This window comes from Sinomonas gamaensis (assembly GCF_005876955.1).
Taxonomy (GTDB): domain Bacteria; phylum Actinomycetota; class Actinomycetes; order Actinomycetales; family Micrococcaceae; genus Sinomonas; species Sinomonas gamaensis.
Genome location: NZ_SSCL01000002.1, coordinates 481975 through 497488 on the forward strand (window position 1 = coordinate 481975; position 15514 = coordinate 497488).

Sequence of the window (15514 nt, forward strand, 5' to 3'; positions counted from 1 at the left end):
CGTTGTATACACAAGGTTCAAGACGACCGGGTTTTCGTCTTGATTCTGCGGCGTTCGCCTGCCACTGTATACATTGTGAAAGCGAGCGACCGCGCCTATGCGTCCCTGAGGGACGACATCGTGGAGTGGCGCCTCCCGCCCGGGACGGTGCTGGGCGAGGTCGAACAGGCGGAGCGCCTGGGGGTCTCGCGGACTCCCCTCCGCGAGGCCCTCGCCCGCCTCACGGCAGACGGGCTCGCGACAGCGCAGCGGGGGCGCGGCGTGGTGGTCAGTGACATCTCACTGGGTCGGCTCGGCGAGCTCTTCGAACTCCGCGAAGCGCTCGAGTGCAAGGCCGCCGCCCTTGCTGCCCGGAGAGGCAGCCGCCAGCGCTTCAGCACGATGCGGGAACGCCTGGCCGCGGCTTCGGCGCTCCTGACGGACCACGACCCGCAGCGCCACGAGTACTACGCCCTCGTCGCCGAACTCGACGAGGCCATCGATGAGGCCATGGAAAACGACTATCTTTCCCAGGCGCTCGAGGGCCTGCGCGTGCATCTGGCACGGGTGCGCAGACTCGCCAGGGACGACGCCCCTCGGCTGCGGCAGGCCGCGGTCGAGCACGCCTCGATTGCGGGGGCCATCGCCGACGGCGACCCCCAGCTCGCCGCGGCTGCGACGGCGGTGCACCTGAGCAACAGCCTGAACCACATCAGATCCACCCAGAGCTTGAATTCCGAGAACAGCCTGAATTCCGAGAAACGAGAGGCCAGCCATGGTTGAGCTGCACAAGGTCCGCGTCTACCGCAGCGAGGAGAAGCTCCCGCGCCAGGAGCAGCTCGCGTACAAGATCGCCGAGGTCGCCGCGGACCCGGTCGAGGTCACCCCCGAGGTGACCGAGATGGTGGTCAACCGGATCATCGACAACGCCTCAGTTGCCATCGCCTCCTTGAACCGTGCGCCGATCGTCTCCGCCCGGGCCCAGGCCCTGTCGCATCCGGCCTCCACCGGCGGCCGGGGCGCCCTCGTGTACGGGATCGGCGACCGCGTCTCCCCGGAGTGGGCGGCGTGGGCGAACGGGGTCGCGGTGCGGGAGCTGGACTACCACGACACGTTCCTGGCCGCGGAGTACTCCCACCCTGGGGACAACATCCCGCCGATCCTGGCCGTGGGCCAGCACGCCGGCTCGAGCGGGCGTGACCTGATCCGCGGGATCGCGACCGGGTACGAGGTCCAGGTCGACCTGGCCAAGGCCATCAGCCTGCACAGGCACAAGATCGACCACGTCGCCCACCTCGGCCCCTCCGCCGCCGCCGGGATCGGGACCCTGCTCGGACTCGACGTCGAGACGATCTTCCAAGCCATCGGGCAGGCGCTCCACACCACCACCGCCACCCGGCAGTCCCGCAAGGGCGAGATCTCCACGTGGAAGGCCCATGCTCCCGCCTTCGCCGGGAAGATGGCCGTCGAGGCGGTGGATCGGGCGATGCGCGGGCAGACCTCCCCCGTGCCGATCTACGAGGGCGAGGACGGGGTCATCGCCCGGCTCCTCGACGGCCCGGACGCCGCCTACGAGGTCCCGCTCCCCGCCCCCGGCGAGGCCAAGCGCGCCATCCTCGACACCTACACGAAGGAGCACTCTGCCGAGTACCAGGCTCAGGCCTGGATCGACCTGGCCCGCAAGCTGCACCGCGAGCACCCCGAGATCACGGATCCCGAGAACGTGCAGAGCATCCTGATCCGCACGAGCCACCACACCCACTACGTGATCGGCTCCGGGGCGAACGACCCGCAGAAGTACGACCCCACCGCCTCCCGGGAGACCCTGGACCACTCGATCCCGTACATCTTCGCCGTCGCCCTGCAGGACGGGGCCTGGCACCACGTGGACTCCTACGCCCCCGAGCGGGCCGCCCGGGCCGACACCGTGGCGCTGTGGCACAAGATCACCACCGAGGAGGACCCCGAGTGGACCCGCCGGTACCACTCCCTGGACATCGCCGAGAAGGCCTTCGGCGGCTCGGTCGTGATCACCCTCGCGGACGGGTCCGTGATCGAGGACTCGATCTCTGTCGCGGACGCGCACCCGCTCGGCGCCCGGCCCTTCGGCCGCGAGCAGTACATCGCCAAGTTCCGCACCCTGGCCGCCGATGCCGTCGCCCAAGAGGAGATCGAAAGGTTCCTCGAGACGGTCCAGCGGCTGCCCGAGCTCGCGCCCGGCGAGCTCGATGCGCTGAACATCCTGGCCAAGGACGGGGTCATCGACCTCGCCAAGGGACCGAAGGGACTTTTCTAAAACCATGCTGTACTCCAAGACCACCCCCGAACAGAAGCGGATCCGCCTTCGCGACGCCCTCGCCTCCGGGCGCATCCAGCAGTTCCCCGGCGCGTTCAGCCCGCTCTCCGCGCGCCTGATCGAGGAGAAGGGCTTCCCCGGGGTGTATATCTCCGGCGCTGTCCTGGCCAACGACCTCGGCCTGCCGGACATCGGGCTGACGACCCTGACCGAGGTCGCCACCAGGGCCGGGCAGATCGCCCGCATGACCGACCTGCCCGCGATCGTGGACGCCGACACCGGCTTCGGTGAGCCGATGAACGTCGCCCGCACCGTCCAGGAGCTCGAGAACGCCGGCCTGACCGGCTGCCACATCGAGGACCAGGTCAACCCCAAGCGCTGCGGGCACCTCGATGGGAAGGCCGTCGTCGACCTCGACACCGCCCTGAAGCGCATCCGCGCGGCCGCCGACGCCCGCCGCGATGAGAACTTCCTCATCATGGCCCGCACCGACATCCGCGCCACCGAACCCGGCGCCGCGGGGCTCAAGGCAGCGGCCGAGCGAGCCAGGGCCCTCGTGGAGGCCGGGGCGGACGCGATCTTCCCCGAGGCCATGGGCACCCTCGAGGAGTTCAAGGCCATCCGCGACGCTGTCGACGTCCCCGTTCTGGCCAACATGACCGATTTCGGCAAGAGCCGCCTCTTCACCACCGACGAGCTCCAAAGCGTCGGCATCAACATCGTCATCTACCCGGTGACCCTTTTGAGGATTGCCATGGGCGCGGCAGAACGTACGCTGGAAGCAATTGCGGCGCACGGCACTCAGGAGGCCCAAGTCGAGAACATGCTGACGCGCACTCGCCTCTACGAACTGGTCGATTACGAGGCGTACAACCGATTCGATACCAGTGTGTTCAACTTTCAGGTTCCGGGCCGATACTGAGCCCTGAGGCAGCCACCACCGAAGGAGTCCTGCTATGACGCAGCAATCGAACACCGACGAGATCAAGAAGGGCCTTGCGGGCGTGGTGGTGGACTACACCGCCATCTCGAAGGTCAACCCCGACACCAACTCGCTGCTCTACCGGGGCTACCCCGTGCAAGAGCTCGCGGCCCGTTGCTCGATGGAGGAGGTCGCCTGGCTCATCTGGAACGGCGAACTCCCCTCCCGTGACCAGCTCGCCGCGTTCGAACGGCAGGAGCGCGCCGGCCGCGCGCTCGACCCCGTCGTGAAGCGGGTCATCGACGAGCTGCCGACGACGTCCCACCCGATGGACGTCTGCCGCACCGCCGCGTCGGTCATCGGCGCCCGAGACCCCCGCGCCTCGGACTCCTCCCGGGACGCAAACCTCGCCAAGGCCGTCGACCTGTTCGCGGCCATGCCCGCCGTCGTCGCCTACGACCAACGCCGTCGGCGCGGCCAGGAGCCCATCGAGCCGCGGGAGGACCTCGGCTACTCGGCGAACTTCCTGTGGATGACCTTCGGCGAAGAGGCCGCCCCCGAGGTCATCCGGGCGTTCGAGGTTTCGATGATCCTCTACGCAGAGCACTCCTTCAACGCCTCCACCTTCACCGCCCGCGTCGTCACCTCCACGCTCTCCGACCTCCACTCCGCCGTGACCGCCGCGATCGGCGCCCTCAAGGGCCCTCTCCACGGCGGGGCCAACGAAGCGGTCATGGAGACCTTCGAGGAGATCGGGATCGACCCGAACGAATCCCACGAGGACGCCAAGGCCCGCGCCAAGGCCTGGATGGACAACGCCCTCGCGGCCAAGAAGAAGGTCATGGGCTTCGGGCACCGCGTCTACAAGCACGGCGACTCCCGCGTCCCCACCATGAAGGCCGCCCTCGACGACCTCATCACCTACTACGGGCGCCCCGAGATCCTCGGCCTCTACGACGGGCTCGAGCAGTCCATGGACGAGGCCAAGGGCATCAAGCCCAACCTCGACTACCCCACGGGGCCCGCGTACCACCTGATGGGCTTCGACATCCCCACCTTCACACCGCTGTTCGTCGCCAGCAGGATCGTCGGGTGGACCGCCCACATCATGGAGCAGCTCGAGAGCAACTCCCTCATCCGGCCGCTCAGCGCCTACAACGGCCCCGACGAGCGGCACATCGACTAGTCAACTAGCCGAGGACAGCGAACTGGGCCACGGTCTCGTTGTCCTCGGCCATGACCACGAGGAAGTCCGACGCCACGCCCGAGAGGACCACGGGCAGCCAGTGGTCCGCGTCCTGCCACATGTCCGTGATCGGGAGCGACTCGACGGGGTACCACGCGGGGGCGATCTCCTCCGTCTCGATGACCTCCCCCGACCACGACCGGCACGTGAACATGACGCATTCCATATCCCATTCGGGACGCGCTGGAAACCTGAAGTCGATCGTGCCGGCCGGGCAGACGGCGGAGACCTCGAGCACCACGCCCGCCTCCTCGAACAGCTCTCGCACAGCGGCCTCCGCCGGTGACTCCCCCGGTTCGATGTGGCCGCCGAGGCCGACGATCTTGCCGCGCCCGAAGCCGCGCTTCTTGCGGCCGAGCAGAACCTGGGATCCTTCAGGGGAGTCGCGGAGGAGGAAGCACAGCGCGATGGGCGCGCCCATTACCCGCGGGCCCTGGGGTGCGCCGCGGCGTACACCTCGCGGAGCGTCTCGGCCGTGACCAGCGTGTAGACCTGCGTGGTGGTCACGGACGCGTGGCCGAGGAGTTCTTGGACCACTCGGACGTCGGCGCCGCCCTCGAGGAGGTGGGTCGCGAACGAGTGGCGGAGCGTGTGCGGGGAGACGTCGCGGTCGATCTTCGCGCGCTCGGCTGCATCCTTCAGGATGGTCCACGCGCTCTGGCGGCTGAGCCTGCCGCCTCGGGCGTTGAGGAAGAGCGCGGGCGTTCCGGCGCCCTTACCGGCCAGAGCCGGCCGTCCCCGGACGAGGTAGTCGTCGACGGCGCGTGCCCCATACGAACCTAGGGGGACGAGCCGGGCCTTCGAGCCCTTGCCGAAGAGGCGCACGACGGCAGGTCCGTCGTCGTCCGCGCCGCCGAGGCGGATGTCGTCGACATCCAGCCCCACGGCCTCGCTGATGCGCGCGCCCGTCGAGTAGAGGAATTCGAGGAGGGCTCGATCGCGGAGTCCGGTCGGGGTGTCCACCGAGGCGGCGTCGAGGATGCGGGCCACGTCGTCGACCGGGATCGCCTTGGGCAGGCGCTGCCCCGGCAGGGGCGGGTGGACATCGGCGGCGGGATCTCCCGCCGTCGTCCCTTCGAGGGCCCAGAAGCGGTGCAGGCCGCGGACCGCGACCACGGTGCGCGCCGCCGAGCGCACGCCCAAGGGGGTGCCGCCGTCGGCTCCGTCCCGAAGCGCCTCCGCGAACCGGGAGACGTGCTGCCGGGCGACGTCACCCGGCGACTCGAGGCCGCACGACGCGAGGTACTCGAGATAGCGCCGGAGATCCCGGCGGTAGGCGGCAAGGGTGTTCGCGGCGAGGCCGCGCTCGACGGCAAGGTGCCGGAGGTAGTCGTCGACCCCGGACGCGAGCGCCCGCGCCGGTTCGAGGCGCCCGTCTGCCATCAGCGCTGCGCCGGATGCGCGGGCCAGGGCTCGTCTCCGGGCCGGAGGCCCTGGAAGTCCCGGCGACTCGCCTCCCGCGCCGCGAGGATGGCGACGACGGCGCTCGGGTTGTGCAGGCGGCCGTCCAGAACCGCTTCGGCCGCCTCGTCGAGGCTCACCCAGGCGAACTCGATCTCCGACTCCTCGGCCGTCCGCTCGTGCCGCTCGTGGTGTGGGATCACCGAAAGCCGCCGCGCAAGGTAGATGCGGATGGCCTCGCTCGAGGATCCCGGGGAGTTGAAGAAGTCGACGAGGACGTTCCACTCGCCAGCCGCGAGATCTGCCTCCTCGGCGAGCTCCCGCGCCGCGGCATCCAGGTTCGATTCGCCGTCGACATCGAGAATGCCCGCTGGCACCTCCCACAGGAGCATGCCCACGGGGTGCCGGTACTGCCTCAGCAGCAGCACTCTGCCGTCCTCGTCCATCGGAAGGATCGCAACGGCGCCCGGATGCTCGATGAACTCCCGGCGGAGGGGCTCCGACCCGGGCGAGAGCTCGAAGGTGTCCGAGCGGACGTCCCAGATCTTGCCCTTGTAGACAGCCTCCGAGGAGAGCACGCGCCGCGGGCTCAGCGCATCCTCGAGGTGCGGCCGCGGCGCGTGCGTCGTCATCGCGGCTTCCTACTCGGACTTCTGGGCCGCAGACGCAGCCTTCGCGGCGCGTTTGGGCTCGTACTTGCCCGAAGAGCTCTGGGACCGGCGATCGAGCGCGGCCTTCACGAGCCCCACGAAGAGCGGGTGCGGGCGGGTCGGCCGAGAGCTGAGCTCCGGGTGAGCCTGCGTGGCCACGTAGTACGGATGCGTCTCGCGCGGGAGCTCGACGAACTCGACGAGCTTGCCGTCCGGAGACGTTCCCGAGAAGACGAAGCCGGCCTCGCCGAGCTGATCCCGGTACGCGTTGTTGACCTCGTAGCGGTGGCGGTGGCGCTCGGAGACCTTCGTGGCCCCGTACGTTTCGGCGACAACCGAGTTGTCCTGAAGGACGGCGTCGTACAGGCCCAGGCGCATCGTCCCTCCCATGTCGCCCTTGCCCTCGACAATGTCGAGCTGCTCGGCCATGGTCGCGATGACCGGGTACTTCGAATCCGGCTCGAACTCGGTCGACGACGCTCCCTCGAGCCCTACGACGTTGCGCGCGTACTCGATCACCATGCACTGGAGGCCGAGGCACAGGCCCAGCGTGGGGAGCCCTCGCTCGCGCGAGAACGTAAGCGCCCCGAGCTTGCCCTCGAGCCCGCGGATGCCGAACCCGCCCGGCACAACGATGGCGTCAACGCCTGCAAGGGCCTTCTCAGCGCCTTCCGGCGTCTGGCACTCGTCCGAGGCCACCCAGCGGATGTTGACCTTCGTATCGTTCGCGAAGCCGCCCGCGCGGAGGGCCTCGGTGACCGAGAGATAGGCGTCCGGCAGGTCGATGTACTTGCCGACGAGTGCGATGTTCACCTCGTGCGCCGGCTCGTGGACCGCTTTGAGGAGACGGTCCCACTTGGTCCAGTCGACGTCCTTGAACGGCAGGTCGAGCGCGCGGACGATGTACGAATCGAGGCCCTGCGCGTGGATGACCTTCGGGATGTCGTAGATGCTCGGGGCGTCGGGGCAGTTCACCACCGCGTCCGTGTCCACGTCGCACATGCGGCCGATCTTGTCCCGCATCGCTTCCGGGATCTGGCGATCAGAGCGCACCACGATCGCCTCGGGCTGGATGCCGATCGAGCGCAGGGCCGCGACCGAGTGCTGCGTCGGCTTGGTCTTGAGCTCCTGGGACGGGCCGATGTACGGCACGAGGGAGACGTGCAGGAAGAAGACGTTGCCGCGGCCGATGTCCTGACGGACCTGACGCGCCGCCTCGAGGAACGGCTGCGACTCGATGTCCCCGACCGTTCCGCCGATCTCGGTGATGATGACGTCCGGCGCGTCGGGGCCTTCGGAGGGAAGCCGCATGCGCCGCTTGATCTCGTCGGTGATGTGCGGGATGACCTGGACGGTGTCGCCGAGGTACTCGCCGCGGCGCTCCTTGGCGATGACCGTCGAGTAGACCTGACCGGTGGTCACGTTCGCCGAGCCGTCGAGGGACTCGTCGAGGAACCGCTCGTAATGCCCGATGTCGAGGTCGGTCTCAGCACCGTCGTCGGTCACGAAGACCTCGCCGTGCTGGAAGGGGTTCATTGTGCCCGGGTCCACGTTGAGGTACGGGTCGAGCTTCTGCATCGTGACGGAGAGACCGCGTCCTCGCAGGAGGTGCCCGAGGCTCGACGCCGTCAGACCCTTTCCGAGCGAAGAGGCCACGCCTCCGGTCACGAAGATCTGCTTGGTCGTCTTGTCGGCGTCTGAGAATCGGGAATGAGAGCGATGCACCACGGAATTCGAGCTTATCATCTCTTCGGCGACCGGGAACGGGTTGCCCCGCGCGCCGCAGCTGCTTTTGCCGGAACCTTCTCGCGCTCCGATCGCGCGTCGTCGAGGAGCTCTTGGGCGTGGGCCCTCGCGGAAGCCGAGTCCTCCTGCCCGGCCAGCATGCGGGCCAGTTCGATTACGCGCTCGTCCTCTGCGAGGAGCGCCACATCGCTCGAGGTGAACCCTGCGACACCCTCGCTCCCGTCGTCCCCGCGTGCGCCCGATGCGACAGAGGTCTTGGTGACCCTGATATGGCGGTCAGCGAACGCTGCGACCTGCGGCAGGTGCGTCACCACGAGCACTTGGACGTGCCGTGCGAGCATGGCCAGCCGCCGTCCGATCTCGACCGCCGCACGGCCGCCGACCCCGGCGTCCACTTCGTCGAAGACAAACGTCGGCACAGGGTCCACGGCGGCGAGCACCACCTCGATCGCGAGCATGACCCGCGAGAGCTCTCCGCCTGAGGCGCCCTTGCCGAGTGCCCGGGCCGGAGCCCCGGCATGGGGACGGAGGAGGATCGCCACCTCGTCGGCTCCGAGGGGGCCGAGCTCGGCCGTCTCCTCGACCGTCACTTGAAGGGTCGCATCCGGCATCGCGAGCGCGGTGAGCTCGTCGCTCACCCGGAGCGCGAGCTCGGCGGCAGCGTCCCTGCGGCGTACGGTGAGCTCCGTGGCCAGCGCCCGGAGCTTCTCCTCGTCGCGCGCGACCTGCTCGCCGAGGACCTCGATGCGGCCGCCGTCGTCCTGCAGCTCGTAGAGTCGCTTCTGGCCGGCCTCGGCCCAGGCGATGACCTCGTCCACGCTGGGGGCGTACTTGCGGATGAGGCCACCGAGTGCTGCGCGCCGCTCCTCGACTTCCGCGAGCCGCCCAGGTCCGTCAGCGTCGAGCGATGCACCGTAGCTCGCGAGCTCGCCCGCGATGTCCGCGAGCACGTAGCCGACCTCGGTGAGCCGCTCGGCTGCCGCGGCCAGCGCAGGGTCGTGCTCGGAGACCTGGTCGAGCGCCCGCTTGGCGGCGTCCACGAGCGTAGTGGCATCGCCGGCGTCACCGAAGTCCTCTGCGACGAGCGCCTCGTGCGCCTGCTGCGCAGCGAGCCTCAACGCCTCCAGATTGGAAAGCCTGAGGGACTCGGTTCTGAGCTCCTCGTCCTCGCCCGGCTGAGGGTCGACGGCGGCGATCTCCTCGAGCGCCGCCTCAAGCGCCTCCGCTTCTCGGATCCGCTCCCGCGACGCCGAGGTCAGTTCGGCCAGCTCCCGCTGCGCCGCGGTCCAGCCCGCGTACAGGGAGGTGTACTCCCCCAATCTGGCCGCGAACTCGTCGCCCGCGAAACGGTCGAGCGCCTCCCTTTGGGCGGCCGAGCTCTTGAGCCGCAGCTGCTCCGATTGGCCGTGGATCACCACGAGCTGCTGTCCCACCTCGGCGAGGGCACCGACCGGCGCCGCGCGGCCGCCCAGATGGGCCCGGCTCCGCCCATCCGCACTCACGGTGCGGGCGAGCAGCAGGTCCGCAACGCCGTCGTGCTCGTCAACCTCGGCCCCCGCATCAAGCGCGCGCTCGACGGCGGCGTGCCCGGGCGCAAGTCTCACGCTCGCCTCGGCGAGGGCGGACTTCGCGCCCACCCGGACGGCCCCAGCATCGGAACGACCGCCGAGGAGGAGGCCGAGCGCAGTGACCACCATCGTCTTGCCCGCTCCGGTTTCACCCGTGACCACGCTCAAGCCCGGTCCGAGGGGCAAGGCGGCGTCGGCGATGACGCCCAAGTCGCGGATCCGAAGTTCTTCGATCACTGGTCGCTGTCCTTCCCGATCTCTGCCTTCGCCTCTGCGCCGGTAGCCTCTGCACTGGCGTGGATGCTTCCGATCTTCCTGCCCGACCACGGCTGGGCGGGGAGCTCCGCCACCGCGCCGCCTCCGTTGCTGCCAAGAGGTGCGGGCCCGCGCCAGCCGTGAATGGGAAGCTCGAACTTCCGGACCAGTCGGGCGGAGAAGGGCGTTGCGCTGATGCGGGCGAGCCTCACCGGACGTGGCGATCTCGTCACCTCGACGCGCGCGCCCGGCGGCAGGTCCACGCTGCGCCTGCCATCACACCACAGGACCCCTTGGGCGTCGGTGCGGTTGAGGATCTCGATCGCCAGCCTCGAATGCGGGGAGACGACAAGGGGCCGCGCGAAGAGCGCATGGGCGCTGATGGGGGCGATGAGCAGCGCCTCGACCTCCGGCCATACGACGGGACCACCCGCGGAAAACGAGTACGCGGTGCTCCCCGTGGGCGTCGCGAGGACCACGCCGTCGCATCCGAAGGACGTGAGCGGCTTGCCGTCGACCTCCGTGACCACTTCGATCATGCGCTCGCGGCTGGCCTTCTCGATGGCCGCCTCGTTGAGGGCCCAGCTATGAGCTACCTTGCGTCCGCGGATCCACACCGTGACGTCGATGGTCATGCGCTCCTCGACGGAATAGCTCCGGCTCGCAATCCACTCGACGGTCTGGGCGAGGTCTGCCCGCTCGCTCTCAGCGAGGAAGCCGACATGGCCCAGATTCACCCCCAGGAGCGGCACGTCGACCTCGCGGACGAGCTCCGCGGCCCGCAGGATTGTGCCATCTCCGCCGAGGACCATGACGAGCTCCACATCCGCCAGCTCCACGTCGCGGCCGAGGATCTCGGTGGGGTGGTCGAGGCCCCCGAAATGGGCCTCGAGGTCCTTCTGCTGCTGGTCCGCCATCACCGGCACAAGGCCTGAGCCGTGGAGCTGGGCGCAGGCCTCCTGGGCCGCGATCATCGACTCCTCTCGGCCAGTGTGCGCCAAGACAAGCACGCGTCTGTTCATGGCGTTCCCCTTCCTCGGGCCGTCGGATCAGGCCACACGGTGTTGAGGAGTTCTTCGACTCCCACCGGGTCATCGAGGTCATCCCCTCCCGGACGCCTCAGCCACAGGAAGTATTCCACGTTGCCGTCTTGGCCGGGCAGCGGACTCTCGGCGAGCCCGCGCAGGGCGAGGCCGGATTCGACGGCGGCCCGCGCCACGCCTTCGACGGCGCGCCGACGCTCGGCGTCGGAGCTGACGACGCCGGTCTTCGCCAGCCGCTCGCGGCCCACCTCGAACTGTGGCTTGACCATGAGGAGGAGGTCGCCGCCGGGCTCAGTGCTGCCGGCCAGAGCGTCAATGACAAGCGTGAGCGAGATGAACGACAGGTCGGCCACGGTGAGGCCCACCGTGCCTCCGATCAGGCCTGGCGTGAGGTCCCGGACGTTGAGTCCTTCGTGGACGGCGACCCGTTGGTCCGCCCTGAGCCGCTCGACCAGCTGGTCGTGGCCGACGTCCACTGCGACGACGCGCGCCGCCCCCGCTTCCAGGAGGACATCCGTGAAGCCTCCCGTCGACGCGCCGGCGTCCAGGCACACGAGGCCTTGCGGCCGGACCTCCGGAAAGCGCGCAAGGGCCCCGGCGAGCTTGTGGCCGGCCCGGCTTGCGTAGCGATCGTGCTCGGAAGCCTCGACGTCGATCGAGTCGTCAGAGGACACTGCGAGGGAGGGCTTGGCCACCGTGTGACCGGCGACGGACACGTGCCCGTCCGCGATGAGCTTGGCGGCATGGGTACGAGAGCGGGCCAGTCCGCGGCTGACGAGTTCGAGGTCCAGTCGCGGCACGCGCTAGTCCCCCGGCTCCTCATCGAGTGCAGTGGCGAGAGCGTCATGGAACTGTTCGAAGGCCTCGGCCCGCTCCACGCCGCCGAGGGAGCTCGCCTGCTCCAGCAGCGCCAGAGCACGGTCCATCACGGGCGTTTCCTCGCTCATATCCCCCAGCTTATCGATGGCTCGGTGGACTGGGCGTCAGCGCTCCCAGACGAGTTCGGGGGCGGTCGGCTCTTCGCTGTCCGGCTGGGCCTCCCACCACGCTGCGCACGCTGCACGCCACGCGTCGAGGTCCTCAGGCTGGCCGCTGACGCGAATGGTCCTGCCCTCGACCCTGGCCTGAGAACGCCCAGCCCGCCACCCGCCGTCGAACGCCTCGGGGAACGCGTAGGGGGCGTAGAGCTCGTCCAGCGTCGCGAGGATGTAGGTGGGTCGCTCCTCGGTCCTCGCGGCGAGGATGCTCTGTCTCGTGTCGACCCCCGTCAGAACCGCCGCCGTTTCGAACCCAGCCCGGTTGCCGCCGAGAATATCGGTGTCCAGCCGGTCGCCGACGACCAGCGGCCGCCGGGCCCCGAGGCGTTCTGCCGCGGTAAGGAACAGCGGCGCTTCGGGCTTGCCCGCGACGAGCGGCTCCTTTGCCGTGGCCGCACGGACTGCATTCACGAGACTCCCGTTGCCCGGCGCGATCCCGCGGGCCTGCGGAATCGAAAGGTCGGTGTTCGTCGCGATCCAGAGTGCGCCCCCGGCCACTGCGTAGGACGCTTCCGCGAGGTCACGCCATCCCAGATCCGGGCTGAAGCCCTGGATGACCGCAACGGGCTCGTCCTCCGCCGAGTGGACCGGAACGAGCCCACGAGCTTCGACTTCGCGGCGCAGCGCGGGGCTTCCGGTCACCAGAACCTTCGATCCCGCTGGCACCTTGCGGGCAAGCAGCTCGGCGCCCGCCTGTGCGGAGCTCACGACGTCGTCCGTCTCGGCGGGCGCGCCGAGCTCGCGCAGGTGGGCGGCGACCTCAGCTGTGGAGCGCGAGGCGTTGTTGGTCACGTAACCAAGGCGCACGCCGCGGCCAGCGAGCCCCCGCAGCGCCTCCGGTGCTCCGGGGATCGCGTGGGGGCCCGCATATACGACACCGTCCAGATCGGACAGAACCGCGTCGAAGGCGTCGATGAAGACGGTGGTTCCTTGCAGCGACTCAGGCATCGTCCGAGCCGGCAGTGCCGGGAGCTTCGCCTTCACTGTCGCTGCCGACCAGCTCCGACTCGTCGCGCTCGGTCACGCCGATCTCGTCCTCGGCCAGAGCCGACTCCTCGGCCGCCGGACCCTCGTCGTCCGCTCGGCTGCCAGTCTCGTCCGCGCTCTCGTCGGCTTGGGCGTCGCTTTCTTCCTCCGCGTGGCTCTCGTCGGCCTGAGTTTCGTCGTCTTCATCGGAGCCGACATAGAGATCGGCCTCGTCCTCTTCGTCCTCGCCGAGGTCGAGGATGTCCGGCTCACTGAACTCTCCGACGCCGAGGGCGCTCTCTGCCACCCCGATCTGGCGATACCACTTGGCTGCCTCGTCCGCGCGCCCCGCAGCGCTCAGCGCGTCGGCATAAGCCTCGAACAGCCGGGGGCTGAACGAGAAGGCGCGATTGAGGTCGAGCTGCGGAATCTCCAGCTCCTCCACTGCGCCCGCGAAGTCGCCCATGTCTGCCCGCGCGCCTGAGGCGACGATGGCCAGTTCCACTTTGCTGGCCGTATCGAGCATGTCGCGCTCCTCGGAGCGCGCCAGCTCGAGCGCCTTCTCCGGCCGCCCGAGCCCACGCTCGCAATCGGCCATGTGAGGAAGGTGAATGCTCGACCCCGTAATCCGGCGGAACGTCCGGAATTCGCGCAGGGCGTCGTCATAGTGACCAGCGGCGTACGCCGTCATTCCCACGGCTTCGCGCACAGCGCCGATCCGGCCGCCACGACGGCTTGCCGCCAGGGCATGCTCGAACGCCAGCTCGGGGTTGATGTCAATCAGGCGCCCTGCCATGACAAGATGCTTCGAAACCCATTCCGCGTTCCGGCCATCGAGCGTCCGCAGCTGAGCCATCGTGCCGCGGTCGAGCTCCTTGCCCGTGACGTCCGGGTCGATCTCGGGCGACCGCTCGCGATCCGGTCGGTTCGAAGCACGCAGGTCCCCTGCATTGTGCTCGCGCCTGAAGCCCTCTTCGCGGTGCTCGTGGCCGCCTTGACGCTCAAAACGCGGCCGCTCGGATCGCTCGCCACGGTCGGGACGGTCACCGTACGGACGACGCTCACCACGATCGGGACGGTCACCGTACGGACGACGCTCACCACGGTCCTCACGGTCAAACCGCGGGCGCTCACCACGGTCACCGTACGAGGTGCGCTCACCACGGTTCGGTCGGTCACCATAGGGCCTGCGCTCGCCACGGTCCTCGCGGTCGCCATACGGGCGCCGCTCACCACGATCGGGACGATCGCCATACGGCCGACGCTCACCACGGTCCTCACGGTCAAACCTCGGACGCTCACCACGATCACCGAACGGACGCCGCTCACCACGATCGGGACGCTCACCATACGGGCGCCGCTCACCACGATCACCGAAGGAACGCCGCTCACCACGGTCAGGGCGGTCACCATACGGCCGCCGCTCACCACGATCAGGACGATCACCATACGGCCGACGCTCACCCCGGTCACCATAAGGACGACGCTCACCACGGTCAGGGCGGTCACCATACGGCCGACGCTCACCCCGGTCACCATAAGGACGACGCTCACCACGGTCAGGGCGGTCACCATACGGCCGCCGCTCACCCCGATCGCGACGATCACCATAAGGACGCCGCTCACCACGATCCTCACGGTCAAACCTCGGACGCTCACCACGATCACCGAAGGGACGACGCTCACCACGATCAGGACGATCGCCGTACGGGCGGCGCTCGCTGCGATCGCCGAAGGGACGGCGATTGTCGCGATCCCCGCGATCGCCGTAGGGACGACGATCCCCGCGGTCATCCTGGCCGTAGCGAGGGCGATCGCCGCGGTCACCGAACGGCCGGCGTTCGCCCTGCCCGGCAGGACGGTACGACCGGCGCTCGCCACGATCGTCGCGACGATCCCCGCGGTCGCGCTCATCGCGGGAACGGTCACGCTCACCACCACGTGCGCCCCACGAAGGATTGTCCTCGTCACGTCGACGGTCGCGGAAGCCGCGAGGTTCACCGCCAGAATTGTTCGCACCGCGGAAGGCACCACCAGACCGATCAGAGCCCCGGCCTCCGGCGCCACGACGCGGGCCACCAAACCCCCGTCCGCCTTGGCCGCGCCTGAAGTCCTCTGCCATGTGGTTCCTTTCCTTGTGCAGACGCATCTGGCGGCTGCAGCTGTTGCGGCTCGAAACCGCAGATTAACAAGTTCTTGAAGTCCGCCCTACGAGGGCAAATCCGACATCAAGTCTAGTTCGTCGGTGCGGGCCTCGATGCTCGCATAAGGTATGGCTTGTTAAATGGGGGTGGGCCCCACTGCGTTGTGGGGCCCACCCGTGTGGTGTGTTCCGGCGGTGTCCTACTCTCCCACACCCTGGCGGGTGCAGTACCATCGGCGCTGTGGGGCTTAGCTTCCGGGTT

Annotated in this window: 15 protein-coding genes and 1 rRNA gene; 5 read left to right on the forward strand and 11 right to left on the reverse strand. The window is 69.0% G+C overall.

What is annotated here, in order from left to right; genetic code table 11:
- Nucleotides 1–75 precede the first annotated feature (75 nt).
- From E5679_RS04720 to E5679_RS04735, 4 genes are read left to right on the forward strand one after another with little or no spacing between them, the layout of a single operon-like run.
- Nucleotides 76–762 (forward strand): GntR family transcriptional regulator, encoded by a 687-nt coding sequence (locus tag E5679_RS04720; RefSeq protein ID WP_138413909.1) that lies wholly within the window; start codon nucleotides 76–78, stop codon nucleotides 760–762.
- A complete protein-coding gene (locus E5679_RS04725; protein WP_138413910.1) occupies nucleotides 755–2275 on the forward strand; it encodes an MmgE/PrpD family protein in 1521 nt (506 codons plus the stop codon). Before E5679_RS04720 ends, E5679_RS04725 begins: the two co-directional genes overlap by 8 nt.
- A 4-nt stretch (nucleotides 2276–2279) precedes the next feature.
- Complete coding sequence (prpB, locus tag E5679_RS04730; RefSeq protein ID WP_138413911.1) at nucleotides 2280–3197, forward strand: methylisocitrate lyase; 918 nt, start codon at nucleotides 2280–2282, stop codon at nucleotides 3195–3197.
- A gap of 34 nt (nucleotides 3198–3231) precedes the next feature.
- Nucleotides 3232–4383: a bifunctional 2-methylcitrate synthase/citrate synthase gene (locus E5679_RS04735; protein ID WP_138413912.1), complete on the forward strand. Its 1152-nt coding sequence runs from the start codon at nucleotides 3232–3234 to the stop codon at nucleotides 4381–4383.
- A 4-nt stretch (nucleotides 4384–4387) separates the two neighbouring features.
- On the opposite strand, the gene E5679_RS04740 is transcribed toward E5679_RS04735, so the two are convergent.
- The 10 genes from E5679_RS04740 to E5679_RS04780 are packed head-to-tail and all read right to left on the reverse strand — an operon-like array spanning nucleotide 4388 to nucleotide 13905.
- Nucleotides 4388–4864 carry an 8-oxo-dGTP diphosphatase gene (locus tag E5679_RS04740; RefSeq protein ID WP_138413913.1) on the reverse strand — a complete coding sequence of 159 codons (477 nt, stop codon included), beginning with the start codon at nucleotides 4862–4864 and terminating at the stop codon, nucleotides 4388–4390.
- Entirely contained in the window at nucleotides 4864–5826 is a 963-nt protein-coding gene (gene xerD / locus E5679_RS04745; RefSeq protein ID WP_138413914.1) for a site-specific tyrosine recombinase XerD, read from the reverse strand. The genes E5679_RS04740 and xerD overlap by 1 nt, the downstream gene beginning before the upstream one ends.
- Nucleotides 5826–6476 carry an NUDIX domain-containing protein gene (locus E5679_RS04750; RefSeq protein WP_138413915.1) on the reverse strand — a complete coding sequence of 217 codons (651 nt, stop codon included), beginning with the start codon at nucleotides 6474–6476 and terminating at the stop codon, nucleotides 5826–5828. The genes xerD and E5679_RS04750 overlap by 1 nt, the downstream gene beginning before the upstream one ends.
- Nucleotides 6477–6485: 9 nt before the next feature.
- On the reverse strand, nucleotides 6486–8240 hold the full coding sequence (locus E5679_RS04755) for a CTP synthase (protein ID WP_138413916.1): 1755 nt from the start codon (nucleotides 8238–8240) through the stop codon (nucleotides 6486–6488).
- The gene (gene recN, locus E5679_RS04760; RefSeq protein ID WP_138413917.1) at nucleotides 8237–10045 is read right to left on the reverse strand and encodes a DNA repair protein RecN; all 1809 of its coding nucleotides are present in this window, start codon (nucleotides 10043–10045) and stop codon (nucleotides 8237–8239) included. The genes E5679_RS04755 and recN overlap by 4 nt, the downstream gene beginning before the upstream one ends.
- Complete coding sequence (locus E5679_RS04765) at nucleotides 10042–11085, reverse strand: NAD kinase (protein ID WP_138413918.1); 1044 nt, start codon at nucleotides 11083–11085, stop codon at nucleotides 10042–10044. Before E5679_RS04765 ends, recN begins: the two co-directional genes overlap by 4 nt.
- The gene (locus E5679_RS04770; RefSeq protein WP_138413919.1) at nucleotides 11082–11906 is read right to left on the reverse strand and encodes a TlyA family RNA methyltransferase; all 825 of its coding nucleotides are present in this window, start codon (nucleotides 11904–11906) and stop codon (nucleotides 11082–11084) included. Before E5679_RS04770 ends, E5679_RS04765 begins: the two co-directional genes overlap by 4 nt.
- A 3-nt stretch (nucleotides 11907–11909) precedes the next feature.
- Nucleotides 11910–12053, reverse strand: a complete 144-nt coding sequence (locus E5679_RS20770; protein WP_171042242.1) for a hypothetical protein — start codon at nucleotides 12051–12053, stop codon at nucleotides 11910–11912.
- Nucleotides 12054–12089: 36 nt separating this feature from the next.
- Nucleotides 12090–13091, reverse strand: a complete 1002-nt coding sequence (locus E5679_RS04775; RefSeq protein WP_138413920.1) for an HAD-IIA family hydrolase — start codon at nucleotides 13089–13091, stop codon at nucleotides 12090–12092.
- The gene (locus E5679_RS04780; protein WP_212746905.1) at nucleotides 13084–13905 is read right to left on the reverse strand and encodes a tetratricopeptide repeat protein; all 822 of its coding nucleotides are present in this window, start codon (nucleotides 13903–13905) and stop codon (nucleotides 13084–13086) included. Before E5679_RS04780 ends, E5679_RS04775 begins: the two co-directional genes overlap by 8 nt.
- Nucleotides 13906–13911: 6 nt before the next feature.
- Here E5679_RS04780 and E5679_RS21025 point away from each other — a divergent pair, with 6 nt between their 5' ends.
- Nucleotides 13912–15309: a hypothetical protein gene (locus E5679_RS21025; protein WP_212746906.1), complete on the forward strand. Its 1398-nt coding sequence runs from the start codon at nucleotides 13912–13914 to the stop codon at nucleotides 15307–15309.
- 130 nt (nucleotides 15310–15439) lie between these two features.
- Here E5679_RS21025 and rrf read toward each other — a convergent pair.
- A 5S ribosomal RNA gene (gene rrf, locus E5679_RS21680) occupies nucleotides 15440–15514 on the reverse strand; the annotation flags it as partial.